The 15,485-nt window shown below is 64.8% G+C and carries 7 protein-coding genes and 1 pseudogene; 5 read left to right on the forward strand and 3 right to left on the reverse strand.

The window, feature by feature from the left end:
- Window positions 1–62: 62 nt before the first annotated feature.
- Both QZ648_RS02960 and QZ648_RS02965 read left to right on the forward strand, forming a co-directional pair.
- Window positions 63–1,178, forward strand: coding sequence for a phosphoserine transaminase (locus QZ648_RS02960; RefSeq protein ID WP_169065581.1), 1,116 nt, complete (start codon window positions 63–65; stop codon window positions 1,176–1,178).
- Between the two features lie 180 nt (window positions 1,179–1,358).
- On the forward strand, window positions 1,359–2,531 hold the full coding sequence (locus tag QZ648_RS02965) for a phosphoglycerate dehydrogenase (RefSeq protein ID WP_291996055.1): 1,173 nt from the start codon (window positions 1,359–1,361) through the stop codon (window positions 2,529–2,531).
- 112 nt (window positions 2,532–2,643) lie between these two features.
- Here the strand turns inward: QZ648_RS02965 and QZ648_RS02970 are convergent, their stop codons facing one another.
- Window positions 2,644–3,645, reverse strand: a complete 1,002-nt coding sequence (locus tag QZ648_RS02970) for a histidine phosphatase family protein (RefSeq protein WP_291996056.1) — start codon at window positions 3,643–3,645, stop codon at window positions 2,644–2,646.
- Window positions 3,646–3,867: 222 nt separating this feature from the next.
- Complete coding sequence (locus QZ648_RS02975) at window positions 3,868–6,435, reverse strand: FtsX-like permease family protein (RefSeq protein WP_291996057.1); 2,568 nt, start codon at window positions 6,433–6,435, stop codon at window positions 3,868–3,870.
- A 149-nt stretch (window positions 6,436–6,584) separates the two neighbouring features.
- Between QZ648_RS02975 and QZ648_RS02980 the strand changes: the two genes are divergently transcribed.
- Genes QZ648_RS02980 through QZ648_RS02990 form a run of 3 tightly spaced genes read left to right on the forward strand, consistent with a single transcriptional unit; the run spans window position 6,585 to window position 9,673 of the window.
- Window positions 6,585–7,379 (forward strand): transporter substrate-binding domain-containing protein, encoded by a 795-nt coding sequence (locus QZ648_RS02980; RefSeq protein ID WP_291996058.1) that lies wholly within the window; start codon window positions 6,585–6,587, stop codon window positions 7,377–7,379.
- Between the two features lie 15 nt (window positions 7,380–7,394).
- A complete protein-coding gene (locus QZ648_RS02985) occupies window positions 7,395–8,327 on the forward strand; it encodes a transporter substrate-binding domain-containing protein (protein WP_291996059.1) in 933 nt (310 codons plus the stop codon).
- Entirely contained in the window at window positions 8,327–9,673 is a 1,347-nt protein-coding gene (locus QZ648_RS02990) for a GGDEF domain-containing protein (protein ID WP_291996060.1), read from the forward strand. Before QZ648_RS02985 ends, QZ648_RS02990 begins: the two co-directional genes overlap by 1 nt.
- A 145-nt stretch (window positions 9,674–9,818) precedes the next feature.
- Here QZ648_RS02990 and QZ648_RS02995 read toward each other — a convergent pair.
- Window positions 9,819–15,386 (reverse strand): annotated as a pseudogene (locus tag QZ648_RS02995) (glucoamylase family protein); the annotation flags it as partial.
- Between the last annotated feature and the right edge of the window lie 99 nt (window positions 15,387–15,485).

Raw genomic sequence — 15,485 nt, forward strand, 5'->3', positions numbered from 1 at the left:
TGGCTGCCAGCGCTTGGCCAAGCCCGTGTTCAGCGGTTTTCTTCTCCCGAATAGAGGCCATCATGCAAGCCACAGCAAAACCGAAAAACCCCAATTTCTCGTCGGGACCGTGCAGCAAGCGTCCCGGTTATGACGTCAATGCCCTGTCGCTAGACACCCTCGGCCGCTCGCACCGCTCGGCGCTTGGCAAGAAGGTACTGGCGCTGGCGTGTACGGAGACCGCGCGAATTCTCGGACTGCCCGAGGGTTACCGTGTCGGCGTCGTTCCCGGATCAGATACCGGCGCCGTCGAGATGGCGATGTGGTCGCTGCTTGGCGCACGTGGCGTCGACGTTCTGGCATGGGAGTCCTTCGGCTCGGGTTGGGTCACCGACATCGTCAAGCAGTTGAAGCTTGCCGACGTGAATGCACTCAAGGCTGACTATGGCGATATCGTCGACTTCGCGCAGGTCAATTTTTCCAACGACGTGGTGTTCACGTGGAACGGCACGACTTCGGGCGTCAAAGTGCCAAACGGCGACTGGATCCCGGCCGATCGCGCCGGCTTGACGATCTGCGACGCCACCTCGGCCGTCTTCGCCATGGATCTGCCGTGGGACAAGCTCGACGTGGTGACCTTCTCGTGGCAGAAAGTCCTCGGCGGCGAAGGTGCGCACGGCATGCTGATCCTGAGCCCGCGCGCCGTCGCCCGCCTCGAGTCCTACACCCCGGCGTGGCCAATGCCGAAAGTCTTCCGGCTGACCTCCGGCGGCAAACTCAACGAAGGTATTTTCCGCGGCGAGACGATCAATACCCCGTCGATGCTGTGTGTCGCCGATTACCTCGACGCCCTGCAGTGGATCGAAAGCATCGGCGGCGTCCAGGGAGCGATTGCCCGCAGTGAAGCCAATCTCGCCGTGATTGCCGATTTCGTCGCCGCCAATGACTGGATTTCCTTCCTCGCCAAGGATCCGGCAACGCGCTCCAACACCAGCGTCTGCCTGAGTCTCGAACTCGACGCCGAGCGCGTCAAGAAGCTGGTCAAGCTGCTCGACAGCGAAGGCGTCGCTTTTGACATCGGCTCGTACAAGGACGCCCCGGCGGGAATCCGCATCTGGTGTGGGGCCACTATCGAGACCGCCGATCTGCAAGCGCTGATGCCGTGGCTGGCCTGGGCCTACGCGCAGGTCGCGGCCTGAGCCGCGGAGTCGCGAACCGGCTAACAGTCATGATTTGTCGAGATACCGCAGATCATGACTGCCCCCCCTTCCGCCGGCCCTTCTCCCGAGGGGGAAGAAGGGAGATTCGTGAGTCGCGGACGCGACTTTCACAGTAAGGGCAGCTTCATCACCCAACCTCCAATTGCGAGCGACACTTCCATGTACAAGGTCAGAACCTACAACAAGATCGCGCTCAGCGGTCTCGATCGTTTCCCGCGTCAGGCGTATGAAGTCGGCAGCGACATCGCCCACCCCGACGCCTTCCTCCTGCGCAGTCAGAAGCTGCAAGGCATCGAAGTGCCGCAGTCGCTCCTGGCGGTGGCGCGCGCCGGCGCGGGGGTCAACAATGTGCCGGTCGCCGAGTACGGCAAGCTCGGCATCGTCGTTTTCAACACCCCGGGCGCCAATGCCAATGCGGTCAAGGAACTGGTCATGGCCGGCATGTTGCTGAGCTCGCGTGCCATCGTCGACAGCATGAACTTCGTTCAATCGCTCGCCGATCTCAAGGATCCGGCGGAAATGTCGCCGCGCGTGGAGAAGGAAAAATCGCGCTTTGCCGGCAACGAGCTCAAGGGCAAGACCCTGGGCATCGTCGGCCTTGGGGCGATTGGCTCGATGGTCGCCGAAATGGCCCTGGCAATGGGCATGAAAGTGGTCGGCTTCGACCCGGTGCTGTCGATCGACGCCGCCTGGCGCCTCTCCAACGAGGTCAGCCGCATGGAGAACCTGCAGTCGCTGCTGGCACGTTCCGACTACGTTTCGATGCATGTGCCGGCAGTCGATGGCACCCGGCACATGATCAACAATGACACCCTGGCGGCGATCAAGCCCGGCGCAGTCCTGCTCAACTTTGCGCGCGACACGATCGTCGACGCAGCGGCCGTGCTGGAGAGTCTCGCCGCCGGCAAGCTCGGCAAGTATGTTTGTGACTTTCCCGAACCCTCTCTGCTTGGAAACCCGCAGATCATCGCCCTGCCGCACATCGGCGCCAGCACCGAGGAATCCGAAGAGAACTGCGCGGTGATGGCCGCCAACCAGCTTGTCGACTACCTGGAAAACGGCAACATCGAGAACTCGGTCAACTTCCCGAAGATCAGCATGGAGCGCAGCCCGGGCACCGCGCGCATCATCTTCTCGAACGACAATGTCCCCGGGGTGCTTGGTCAGGTCCTCTCGGTGCTCGCCGAAAACAAGGTCAATGTGGTCGACATGGTGAACAAGAGCCGTGCCGAACTGGCCTTCAACATTGTGGACGTCGAAACGCTACCCGGTGACGACGTGCTCCGCGCCATCGCCAAGGTCGAGCACGTGATCCGTATCCGGGTCATCTGATCGGCAGGCCCACCGACAGCCTTGGTGGGCCAACATCGCGCTTGCCCGCAGGCCGGCGCCAGGAGCCGCCGCCAGCGGCGCCACCTGGCGGCGCGGCCGCTTCAGGACATCCTCAGCGTTCCTTGGCCAGCCCTTTGGCTATCTTTTTCGCCAAGGTGTCGACCAGTTTGCGCAAGGCCGGCTCGGCGATCAGGCGCTTGGCCTTCTTCGGCTCCAGCCATTGCCGCTCGCGGTGGCTCTCCTCCCACTCTTCTTCGGGCACGCTTTCGCTGACCGCCATTGGGAAGACGGTGACCTTGCACACGCCACCCCATTTCTTGTAGTCGTAGTCGCCGATTGCTTCGTCGTCGAGCTGGCCACGAATACCCGCCTCCTCCAGGGCCTCTTTTTCGGCAGAGTCGCGCAAGGACAGCTCGGGCTCCTTGACCCCTTTCGGGATTACCCAGCGCGTCGCCTTGCGCGAGGCAATGAGCATGATCTGCAACTTGCCGTCGAGCAGGCGATAAGGAAGGACCGCCGACTGGGTGTAGAAATAGTCCGGAACGGGCCGGCTATCGTCCTCCTCCTCCGGGTCGTCTTCGTCATCGGCGGCCGGCAGGTCGTCGGGTACCTGCCCGGGTCGGGTCAGCGCGACCAGCGTCGCGCAGCCGCGCGTCAGCTTCGACCAATCGGCAAATACTTCCAGCTGCGCCAGCGCCGACGTCGGCAGGACCTTGCCGTCGTCCGGGATGTCGAGCTCGCCTTCCGCCAGGTAGGCGACCAGATCCTCCACGCCGGGATTATGTCCAACCAGCATCACGCGCTCGGCGCCCGGCGGGCAATCAGCCAGCGCCGCCAGCAGGAACTCGGTGGGTGCGGCATAGATGCGCTCGTCCCAGCTGATCTTCTTCGCCGCCAGCCCCATCGCCTGGCAAGCCGCTTCGGTGGTCGCCCGTGCGCGCGCGGCGGGCGAACTGAGGACGACATCCGGACGCAGCTTCAGGTGCCTGATCAAGGCCCCCATTTTCCTGCTGCCGAGATGACCGCGGCCAACCAGCGGGCGATCGAAATCCTCCTCGCCGGTACTCCAGTCCGATTTCCCGTGTCGCAACACCAGTAATGTCTTGCCCTTCATTCTCAAACTCCTTCTGCGTGCAGCGATTGGTAACGTATTGGCAAAGAAATGGGTCGCCGAGCGAACCCCGAGCAGCGCCACGCGGTCGTGCCGCTGGCACAGCCATGATAACGAAAAGCATCACTACTCTCGGCAGCAGCCAAGCCTGCGCTGGCGTCGGCGCGTGTCACCGTGTCAGCCGGAGGGTGGCCGAGGCTGGTGCACGGCTGGTGCACCGCTGACTCAGGCGCTACCGGCACGCAGCGTCTCCAGCGGGGCCGTCAGCAACAGTCGCGACGCGGCAAACCAGCCCGCCGCAGTGACCAGGGTCGCGCAGCAGACAATGGCCGCCAGCGGTAGCCAGAAATTGATCGCCACCGTGAAGTTGAAGGCCTCGCGCGCCAGAAACTGCCCGATGGCGATGGCTCCCAGCGAGGCGATCAGGCCGGCCAGCGCGCCGACCGCTGCGAACTCGGCCAGCAAGGCGCGTCGCAGCTGCTCACGACGGGCGCCGAGGGCGCGCATCACCGCCAGTTCGTAGCGTCGCTCCTGCGCCGCCGAAGCCAGCGCCGCGTAGAGAACGATGACCCCGGCGGCAAGCGTGAACAGAAAAATGAACTGCACCGCCTGCGCTACCTGGTCCATGATCGACGTCAGCTGGCGCAAAATGGCGGCGACATCGATGACCGTCAGATTGGGAAAATCGGCCAGCAGTTGCGTAATCAGCTCCGCCTTCTCGGTGGGCAGGTGGAAGCTGGTAATCCAGCTCGCCGGATAGCCCTGCAAAGCTGCCGGCGGCGTCAGCACGAAGAAATTGACGCGCATCGTGTCCCAGTCGACGTGGCGCAGGCCGACCACGCGCATGGCGACCGTCTCGCCAGCGACTTCGAAGTCGATGCGGTCGCCGACGGCCAGGCCCAGCGTTCTCGCCAGCCCCTCCTCCAGCGATGCCGCGGCCTCGTCATTCGCCCCGGCCTTCACCTGAGCATCCTGGCCATCGGCCGCGAGATCAGCGGCCGAAAACCAGCGTCCGCCACTCACGCTGTTGCCCTCGGGCAGGTCGGCACGCATCGACAGATTGAATTCGCGTTCGATCAGGCGTTGGGCGCGATCGTCGCTGTAGTCGGCGGCACTGACCTTGGCACCGTTGATGCGGATCAGGCGTCCACGAACCATCGGCGCCAGCTCTGGAAACAAGGCCCCTGCGGCCAGCACGGCGCGCACTGGCGCCACCTGTTCGGGCTGGATATTGACCACGAAACGGTTCGGCGCATCTGGCGGAACGGCTTTCTGCCAGGCCTCGAGCAGATCGCCGCGGATCACGGTCAGCAACATCAGGGCCATGAAACCGAGGGCCAGGGCGACGATTTGCACGACGCTGGCGGACGCCCGTCGTTCGAGGCTGGCCAAACCATAGCGCCAGCCGATGCCGCCAGACCTGCCGGCGCCGCCGCGTGCTGCCGCTGCGAGGCGGATTGCCAGACGGGCAATCAAGGAGAACACGGCCAAGGCGACAGTGAAAGCACCGACCACGTAGGCACCCAGCGCGACTTCGCCGGCGATCCAGAACATCAGCGCCGCGAGAGCCACGAAACCGAGCAGATAGCCACCCAGCAAGCCGGCTTGCGGGCTTCCCAACTCGCCGCGCAGGACGCGCAGCGTGGACACCTTCTTCAGCTGCAACAGGGGCGGAACGGCAAAACCGAAGAGCAACAACAGGCCCACCGCCACGCCCTGCACGACTGGTAGCCCGCCTGGTGGCGGCAGCGATGTCGCCAACAACGGCGCCAGCCAGGCGTGCAGCGCGAAATGCGCCAGATAACCGATGCCACAGCCGGCCCCGGCGGCGAGCAGGCCGAGGACGGCGAACTGCCCGAGATAGAGATGCAGGAGCAGCCGCTGCGTCGCCCCCAGGCAGCGCATCACGGCACAGGGGTCGAGATGCCGCTGCACATAGCGCCGGGCGGCAAGGGCCACGGCCACCGCCGCCAGCACCACGGTCAGCAAGGCCGAGAGGCCGAGGAACTTCTGTGCCCGATCGAGCGCGGTACGAATCTCCGGCCGACCGTTCTGCGCGTCTTCCATGCGCTGACCGCGCTGCAGGCGCGTTTCGATGTCCAGCTGATAGCGCTTGACGAGCGCCGCGTCGCCGGCCACCAGCAGGCGATAGCCAACGCGGCTGCCGACCTGCAGCAAGCCGGTCGCTGGCAGATCGGTGAGGTTCATCAGCAAGCGCGGGGCGACGCTGAAGAAATTGATGCCGCGATCGGGTTCCAGGGTCAGCACGGCAGCAACGCGCAGTGACGATTGCCCGACGCTTAGCTGGTCGCCGACACGCGCCGCCAGCGCCGACGCCAGACGCTCGTCGATCCAGATCTCACCGCTCGCGGGGATGCCCTCGGCCGCTGCGTCAGGGACGTTCAGTGCTGGCGCAACGCGCAGCGAGCCGCGCAAGGGATAAGCGGCGCTGACCGCTTTGACCTCGGCCAACTGCAAACGCATGTCGGCAGCGTCGCCATGACTGACCATGCTCGGGAAAGTCCATGTTTCGGCCACCTGCAGGCCACCTGCGCGCGCCTCGTCGGCAAACGTCGCCGGCCACGGCTGGTCGGAGACCAACAGCAGGTCGGCGCCGAGCAACTGGTGCGACTCGCGTTCGAGCGCCTGGCGCACGCGATCAGTAAAGAAGCCGACAGCGGTCAGCGCCGCGACGGCGACGACCAGCGCCGCCGCCAGCAGGCGCAACTCGCCGCCGCGCGCGTCACGGCGCAGCATGCGCCAGGAAAAGGAAAGCAGCGAGCTGAGGTTCATTCCGACAAGGTACAAGATTCAGCGCTTGCGGCACAAGCGGAAAAGCCATGCGTAGCGCGTCCGGCAAGCCGGTGCGCAAGCCTGCGTCTTGCCGAGGGCCGGCAGCCGAGAATGTCTGTTGTGGCGTGCCACGAGAGCACGCGGCCCTGGTGGGTGTTAGACTGGAAGTCTGCGACATCAGGGGGAGCGCGGTGATGAAGACCCGGATACGTAGCCAGGCCTGCGGCTTGCTGCTCCTGGCTCTTGCCTCGGGCGTGCCGGCACAGGCCGGCGAACGTGCCCTGCGCGTCGCCATTCTCAGCAACTCTCCACCGATGTCCTACACCGATGAAACGGGCAAGCCGGCGGGTTTCAACGTCGGCGTGGCGCGCGCCTTGTGCGAGGAAATGAAAGTCCGTTGCGAGCTGACCGTTGTCGAACTTGCTGATGTCGTCGATGCGGTGGCTGCCGGAGAGTTCGATTTTTCAGCGGTCAGTCTACTCGCCACGCCGGCACGTCAGGCCAGGGTCCTCTTCTCGAAACCGTACTACCACTCGAACAGCATCTGGTTTGCCAAACCTGGCGTCGAGCCAGGTGCGGCGACCGCTCGGGTGGCGGCGGTCGCCGGCAGCGCGCAGCATCGCTATGCCAGGGCGCAGGGCTGGCAGGTCAGCACGGTCAATCATCACTCCGAACTTCCGGCGCTGCTGAGCGGGGGGAAGGTCAACGCGGTGCTGATGCCGATGGCCACCGCCTTGACCTTACGGGAGGACCCATTGATCCAGCCCCTCGGCCTGCAGACCACCGTCTTGCAGGCGCCCGAACTGAGTGGCGAGGTGTGCTTTAGCGTCGATCCGCGGAATCCGGAACTGCGTGACCGCATCAATGCTGCATTCGACCGGATCAAGCGCGATGGGCGCTTCGATCGCCTGAACACCGAGCACCTTCCCTTCCGCTTGCAGTAGTCCAGGAAACGACCGTTGACCGCTCTCCTCCGCCCGCCGATCTGCAGCCCTGTCCGGATCGCCGGCTTGCGACGGGGCTACGATTCGCCTCGCTTCTCGGCGTTGCCACAGGCGGCTGCAAAGGCGCTCGCCAGAACACTTAATGGCCCACTGCTGGCGCTTTGCTGCGCCGCTCTCCTCGCAGCGGGCAGCGCGCTGGCGCTCGAATTGCGGGTGGTTATTTCGCAGGCGGCGGTAAACCCGCAGCCGGTCGCTGGGCAAGCGACGGCCAGCCGATCGACACTGCTCGCCGATTTCAATCTCGCCCTGGCGCGCGAAGTTTGCCGCCGCTTGAAGGCCAGGTGCGATTATTCCTACGCCCAATTTGCCGCGATCATTCCCGGAATCGAAAGCAAGCGTTTCGAACTTGGCTTCGGGAATCACTTGCGCACCGCGGCTCGCGAGGCGCAGGTCGCGTTCAGCCATCCCATCTGGCGTTCCTCCAGCCGCCTGCTGGCGTTTCCAGACACTGCGCTACGCATCGCCCGCCATGCCCGCCAATCCACAGGCGAGCTCACCATCCAGACGCTGCGCGAGGTTCGCGTGGCGTCTGTCCGCGGTTCCCAGCAGCACGCTTATCTGCGCCGCATCGCGAAAACGCAGGCCCTCGAGCTCATCGACCTGGGGACGGTCAGCGAGTGCCTCCTGGCCCTTGACAATCAAGAAGCAGATTTTGCATTCGTGCCAACCCTGCTGGCCTATCTTGCGCTCGACCCCAGCGCAACGTCGACGCCCATCTTCGTTGGCCCCAGCCTAGTCGATGATGAACTGGGCGGCAGCGTGCATATCGTCCTCGCGCGCACGGACGAAAAGTTGCGCCAGCAGCTTAATCTCGCGCTTGATGAGATGCGCCAGGATGGCAGCTACCCTCGCCTCTGGCGGCGGTATTTTCCCTTCGACATGTACTGATGAGCGACTGGCGAACATCGCTGCGTCACTGGACGCAGCGTAGCTGGCCTGCCGGAAAGGCTCTTGCCTTGCTTGGCGCGCTCTTCGGGCTTGCTTTCGTGGCACAGATCGTCTGGCTGGCGAGCGATCAGCGGCAGGTGCTGGCGAGTTCGGCGCGCCTGCTGAACAACACCGTCCCGAGTACGCTGGAACAGTTTCGCCTGGCGCGTAACATCGAACAGCTGCGCCTCGACGGCGAGCGCGTTTTTTCCGGCCGCACGCCCGTCGCCCGCCAACAGGCCTTGTTCATCGTCAGTCTGCTGAGCAGCCACCCGGCCATGCTCGCCGACCGCAGAACAGCGACGCTGGCCAGTGAAGTTGAAAGCTTTCTCGTGCTCGCCGCACGCGAGGGCATGACCGAGCAGCGTTACGCCGAATGGGAAACGCTCTCCAATCGCTTGAGCCTCCTGGCCGACGACTTCTCGATCGAGGGCGCCAACCTGGCCACCGACGATTTGCAGCTGATGTCGGCGACCATGCTGCGCAGCCAGTTCAAGCTGGCGCTGGTGCTGGCACTGGTCGCCGTCTTCGTTGGCGGTTTTCTGTTCCTCATCCATCGTCATCTGATCCGTCCCCTGCAAAAGATGGACGAGGCCTTGTGCGAGCTGCGTTCCGGGCATGCGCCAACGCCCTTTGCAAGCGCCTCGATGACCGAGATCAGGGCCCTCGAGGGCGCCATCGGCCAGTTGCGTGACGTCATGCACGAGAACCAGCAGGCTCGCCAGGAACTGCACGTTCAGGCGACGACCGACAGCTTGACGGGGATGTTCAACCGCCGACACTTCATGGCTCTTGCCGAGGAAGAGCTCAAACGTGCCCACCGCTACGCGCGACCGATCTGCGTCGGCATGGCTGACATGGATCACTTCAAAGACATCAACGACCGCCACGGACACGCCGTCGGCGACCGGGTTCTGAAGTCCCTCGCCGAGTTGTTTGGCGACACCCTGCGCCAGTCGGACTGGGTGTGTCGCTACGGCGGCGAGGAGTTCGCCTTCCTGTTTACGGAAACAACGCTCGAGGAAGCACATCGCCTTGCCGAGCGGCTGTGTCAGCGTACGGCGGACAACTGCATCGACCTGGGCGAAGACAACAGCCTGCCGGTGACTCTGAGTCTGGGTTTGGCAGACGCTTCGGGCGGCTCGCTCGAGGCGGCTCTCAAGCGCGCCGATGCAGCTCTTTACCAGGCGAAAAAACAAGGGCGCAACCGGGTAGTCACTGCCGGTGAGGCGACGACCACGCCCCCGGAAGCAGCGCAGGAGAACGGCGACGACCTTGAGCCGGCAGAGGAACGCTGGCTTATCTGAGCCGAGTGCGGCACCAGGCGACGCTGTGCCTGGATCGGCCCGCCCGGTCGCCAGACGCCCGGGCCTTGGCAGCGAAAAAAAAGGCCTAAAAGTGGTCGTCGAGGCTTCGCCTTATCCGCAGGCGTGCACTGCGAGAAGCACCGTCTCACCCGGCACGCAAGACCACCTCGACCAGGTGTTCGCGATGATCGTCCACCAGATGAATGCCCTGCTCGCCTCGTTCTTCGCCATCAACCGTGACGGTCATCGGAACCTGCGCACCCTGCTCGCCAATACCTTCCTGCGTAACGGCAATGTGATAAACCGTCTCCCGGTAACGGTAGTGAATCCTGAATGCCGGCCAGTTCGCCGGCACGCACGGAGCGAGAGTCAGCCTGTCCCCCTCCAGCCTGACGCCGAGAAGGGTTTCGACGATCAGCCGATACATCCAGCCGGCCGAGCCGGAGTACCAGGTCCATCCACCGCGCCCGGTGTGCGGCGCGAGCGCATAGACGTCGGCTGCCATGACGTAGGGTTCAACCTTGTAGGTGGCGACACCTTGCGCCGTAGTGGCATGATTCACCGGGTTGATCATGGCCGTGAGTTCCCATGCGCGCCGCGCGTCGCCCAGGGCGGCGAAGGCCATGGCTGCCCAGATCGCGCCGTGCGTGTATTGCCCGCCATTCTCCCGCACGCCCGGTACGTAGCCGCGAATGTAGCCGGGGTCGAGATTCGACTTGTCGAAGGGCGGATCGAGAAGCTGGATCAGCCCGTGCTCGCGGCGCACGAGCCGCAGGTCCACCGCCTGCATGGCCATGCGCGCGCGTAGCGCGTCGCCCGCCCCGGAGAGCACCGACCAACTCTGCGAGATTGAATCCAGCTGGCATTCGGCGTTGCTTGCCGAGCCGAGCGGTGTACCGTCGTCGAAGTAGCCGCGACGGTACCACGCGCCGTCCCAGCCATGACGTTCGAGATTCTGGCGCAGCCGCGCGCCCTCGGCCGTGCAACGCTCGGCGAAGACCGCGTCGCCGCGCGCACGCGCCAGGGCGGTGAAATGTCCGAGCACTTCACAAAGGAAGAAGCCGAGCCAGACACTCTCGCCCTGGCCGCCGATGCCGACCAGGTTCATGCCGTCGTTCCAGTCGCCCGAGCCGATCAGCGGCAGGCCGTGATTGCCGAAGCGCAGACCGTGCCGGATGGCGCGCACGCAGTGCTCGTAGAGGCTGGCCGCCTCGGCGGAGCGCCCGGGCAGGTCGTAGTAGGAATCGTCGCCGGCGTTTACCGGACGGCCTTCAAGGAAATGCACCTCTTCATCGAGCACCCCGGTGTCCGCGCTGCTGCTCACGTAGCGGCACACTGCCAGCGGCAGCCACAGGTAGTCATCCGAACAATGCGTGCGCACGCCACGGCCCGACGGCGGATGCCACCAGTGCTGGACATCTCCCTCCTGAAACTGCCGGCTGGCGCAGAGCAGCAGATGTTCGCGCACCAGCTCGGGCGCGCAGTGGATCAGCGCCATAACATCCTGCAACTGGTCGCGGAAGCCGAAGGCGCCGCCGGATTGGTAGTATCCGCTGCGCCCCCAGAGACGGCAGGCCAGTGTCTGGTACACCAGCCAGCCGTTGGTCAGGACATTCACCGACGCGTCGGGTGTTTCCACCTGCACCGCGCCGAGCGTGTGCTTCCAGTACTGCCACACCGCTTCGAGTGCGCCGCGCGCGGCCAATGGGCCGCGAAAGCGCTGCACAAGCTCGCCGGCGTCATCGGCGTTGCGCCCGACGCCGAGCCGGAAGACGATTTCACGCGCCTCCCCGTCGGCCAGTTCGAAGCCGACCTGGATCGCGCCGCAGGGATCCAGACCCGCGCCCACCCTGCCGGACAGGTGCGCGCGGCGCATGGCAGCCGGATCGCCGAGCGTGCCGTTGCCCCCGAGGAATTCCGTACGGTCGCCGCTCAGGCTGCGCTGCGTGTCATCGACGTCGAAGAAAGCAAGCCGATCGGCGAATTCCGCGCTATAGGGATTTCTGGCGAACAGGGCGCCGCTGCGCCGATCGATCTCGGTGGCGACATGCATGGCCGTTTTCGCGGGCACATCCCCCAACACCCACTCGATATAGGCGGTCGCGGACAGTTTGCGCGGCCGCCCCGATTCGTTGCGCACTTTGAGCACCGAGAACTTGACCGCGGCGTCGATGGCCACGTAGATCCATAGTTCGGAGCGAATGCCGCCGGAGCAATGTTCAAAGACGCTGTAGCCGAATCCGTGCCGGCTCACATAGGGCGCCGCGGCACGCACGGGTAAGGGCGTCGGCGACCAGAAGTGGCCGCTCTCTTCGTCGCGCAGGTAGAGGGCTTCACCGCTGGCGTCGCAGACCGGGTCGTTGTGCCACGGAGTGAGACGGAATTCGTGCGCGTTCTCGCTCCAGGTGTAGCCGACGCCGCTCTCCGAGACAACCGTCCCGAAGCCCGGATTCGCCAGAACGTTGACCCACGGTGCCGGCGTCACCTGGCCGGGCGCCAGGGTGATGACATATTCGCGCCCGTCCGGGGTGAATCCTCCCAGCCCGTTGAACAGGATCAGATCGCTGCGCGCCGTCTCACTGGCGCCAGTCGTGTCGGGCCGATCCTCACTGCGCTGGGCGCGCGTCACCACAAGCCGGGGTACGCGCGGCTCTGCGAGCCGACGATAGTCGAGTTGTTCGGCCAGCGTTCCCCGGCCGTCGGCGATGACGGCACGCGCGACCGACTGCAGCAGAACGCGGTCTTCGCTGCTTAGGTGCTCCGCAGACCTCACGAAGATGCCGCCCGGCCGGTCCATCACGCTCGCTTCGACGCCCGAGGCGATGAATGCCAGGATCTGTTCCTGCAAGCGCTGGCGATAACCGGCGTGATCCTCGTTCCAAATCACCAGGTCCACCGCCAGTCCCTTCAGGCGCCAGTACGCGTGCGCCTGTACCAACTGGCGCACGAGATCGATATTGGCAGCATCCCCGATCTGCAGCAGCACGATCGGCAGATCACCGGAGATGCCGTAACCCCACAGCCCCGACTGCCCGCGGCGATTCGTGCTCAGCACAGCCGCGTCCGCGCGCAGCGAAGGGTTGGCGTAGATGACGGAGCTGGCCAGACGCGCGTAGAGCTGCGCATCGGCCTCACTGGCGTTGAGCTGGCGAAGCACCACCTGGCTGTGCGTCCAGGTCAGATCGAAGACGCGGTCCGAGAGGTGCCGGTCCTGGTATTTTTCGACCAGGCTCAAGGCCATGTCGCGGGAGCTGCCGATGCCAGAAACGATGTCGATAGTGGCCGTTTGCTCGGGATCAAGCGCCAGCGAACAGCGGATGGCGACGATCGGATCGAGCACCGAACCCTCGCTGCCGGAAAGCGCCGCGGGGTCGCTCATCACCAGGGGCGCAGCAGAACTTCTGCCACGGCCGATAAAGCGCAGGCGATCGGTCTCGTAGGACACCTCGCCGATATCGGCCCCGTGCGCGGTCATCAGGTGGAACATCCAGGGCGCCTGCTCGCCGCGCGAGCGGGGCCGACGGGTGCACAGGATCGCGCAGCAGTCGCGCAGAATCTCGGTCTGCACGAACAGATTGCTGAAGACCGGATGCAGGACGTCGGCGGCCGGCGGCGCGATCACCACTTCGGCATAGCTCGTGACGTCGATTACCCGGCGTTGTCGCGATCGGTTGGTGATGCGCACCCTGCGCAACTCGATGTCATCCTCCGGCGAGACGATGATCTCGGTGTGCGTTTCAAATTCGCCGTCTTCAGCACCAGCAGCAACGGCAGCAACGGAATCGCGGCGGCGAAACTCGGCTCGCCCCTCGGAAAAGATCGCTTCATAGTGCTGCGGGCGCTTGGCCGTCGGCTGATAGGCGGTCGACCAGAAGGCAGCGCTCTGGGCATCGCGAACGTAGCAGACAGTGCCCCAGTGATCGCCGCTGGGATCTTCGCGCCAGCGCGTGACGGCGAGATCCTTCCAGCGGCTGTAGCCGCCGCCTGCTTGGCTGACCATTACGTGATAGCGGCCGTTCGACAACAACTGCACCTCCGGGATCGGATTGTCGGGGCTGCTGAACACCCGGATCGGCGTTTCCGCCGCAAGCGACGGCAAGCGGATCGCCGAGAGTTGGGCGGTGTGCGTAAACAGGGCCGTCGTCCTGGGAATGCGCTCCTGAAGCAGCAGCATGACCGCCTGGAACAGCGGCTCCGCTTCGAACCGCCGCTGCATCGGACGCTCCAGCACTAGATAGGCCAGCGCGAGAAGACTCATGCCCTGGTGATGGGCCATAAAGGAACGTACCACCACGTGCGATTGCCCGCGGCGCTGCCGTGAAGGCGTGTAGTCGATCGCTTCGAAGAAACCGAACCTGCCCATGAAGCCCTCGGCGGCGAGCCGCTGCAGATTCAGGCAGGCCTGCTCGGGCGCCACCATCAGCGCCAGGGCCGAGGCATAGGGGGCAATAACCAGATCGTCTGCCAGTCCGCGTTTGAGTCCCAGGCCGGGTACCCCGAAGGCACGGTACTGGTAGTTGAGATGCACGTCGACCGTGTTGTAGCCCGATTCCGACAGTCCCCAGGGTACGCCGCGCAGCTGCCCATACTCGATCTGCCTGGCGACCGCCCCTTTGCAGGTCTGGTCGAGCAGCGTGTTGTCGTAGGTCGGCATCACCAGCAGCGGCATCAGGTACTCGAACATCGAACCGCTCCAAGACAGCAGAACCGGTTCTCCGTCGCTGCCGGTGAGCAGGCGCCCCAGGGCGAACCAGCTCTCCTGTGGCAGTTGACCCTGCGCAATCGCCACGAAGTTGCACAAGCGCGCTTCCGAGGCCAGCAGGTCGTAGTAGCCCGAGTCAACACGCCGCTCGGCGACGTTGTAGCCAATGCTCAACAGATGGCGTGACTTGTCGTAAAGGAAGTCATATTCCATGCGCGCGAATTGCAGGCATTGCAGTGCCAGTTGCTCGATCACTGCCATCCTGTCGCCGGCCCGGCCATTACCTGCCATGGCCAGTTCGCGCAGCGTCGGTATTGCAGCGCCAGCGGCAAGCCCCTCTTGCGCACCCGGTAGCGACGGCAGAACTTGCCGCGGAGCAAGGAAGCAAAGCTCGTCCAGGGCCTCGCGGCATTGACGCGCAAGCGCCGGCGCCCAGCCCTCGTCGCGAGCTTTTTCTTCCTGCTCGGGCGCCGTGATCTCCCCGCCATGCGGACGTCCCGCGACCAGGGCGGCAAGTTCGGCGGCGCTGCTCGCCAGACGCGCGAGGCATGCGCGCGCCGCCGTGAGGCTCTCGGGACGGGCAGCCGACGCCGATTCCAGTTCCTTCCGAAATGCCGTCGCCTGCGCCGCAGCCACTTCGTCCGCCTCGCCAAGAAGAATCCTGAGCGTGTCGCCCAGGCCTTCGAACAGCTGCACCGGTAGTATCCTGTCGTCGGCAAGGGCCAGCAGACCCGCGCGCAGGGTCAGCAGATGGCCGGCAAGGTTGCCGCTGTCCACCGTCGAGATATACCGTGGCAGCAGCGGTTGCAGCGTTTGCGTGTCGTACCAGTTGTAGAAGTGCCCGCGGTGTCGTTCCAGAGCGTCCATCGTATTCAGCGTATTCGCCGCACGCTCGAGGACTTTTCCGGCCACCAGGTAGCCGAAGTCGTAGGCCGACAGATTGGCCAGCAGCGCCAGCCCGATGTTGGTCGGCGATGTGCGATGCGCCACCGCGGCAACGCGATACTCCTGCCCCTCTTTAACAACTCTTTGTCATATTGCGGCCTTTTCCGGGCTGCGGCGATTGTAAGTCATTGATTCTCAATAGGCCGCATTTCTGAGGCGCAATGT

The organism is Candidatus Accumulibacter sp. ACC012 (assembly GCF_907163155.1).
Lineage (GTDB): Bacteria > Pseudomonadota > Gammaproteobacteria > Burkholderiales > Rhodocyclaceae > Accumulibacter > Accumulibacter delftensis.

Bases quoted from the DNA above. Each gene is read 5' to 3' on its own strand.
- QZ648_RS02970 (WP_291996056.1), bottom strand. From the start codon at position 3,645: ATGAAGGGCAAGACATTACTGGTGTTGCGACACGGGAAATCGGACTGG.
- QZ648_RS02990 (WP_291996060.1), top strand. From the start codon at position 8,327: ATGAGCGACTGGCGAACATCGCTGCGTCACTGGACGCAGCGTAGCTGG.
- QZ648_RS02975 (WP_291996057.1), bottom strand. From the start codon at position 6,435: ATGAACCTCAGCTCGCTGCTTTCCTTTTCCTGGCGCATGCTGCGCCGT.
- QZ648_RS02965 (WP_291996055.1), top strand. From the start codon at position 1,359: ATGTACAAGGTCAGAACCTACAACAAGATCGCGCTCAGCGGTCTCGAT.
- QZ648_RS02960 (WP_169065581.1), top strand. From the start codon at position 63: ATGCAAGCCACAGCAAAACCGAAAAACCCCAATTTCTCGTCGGGACCG.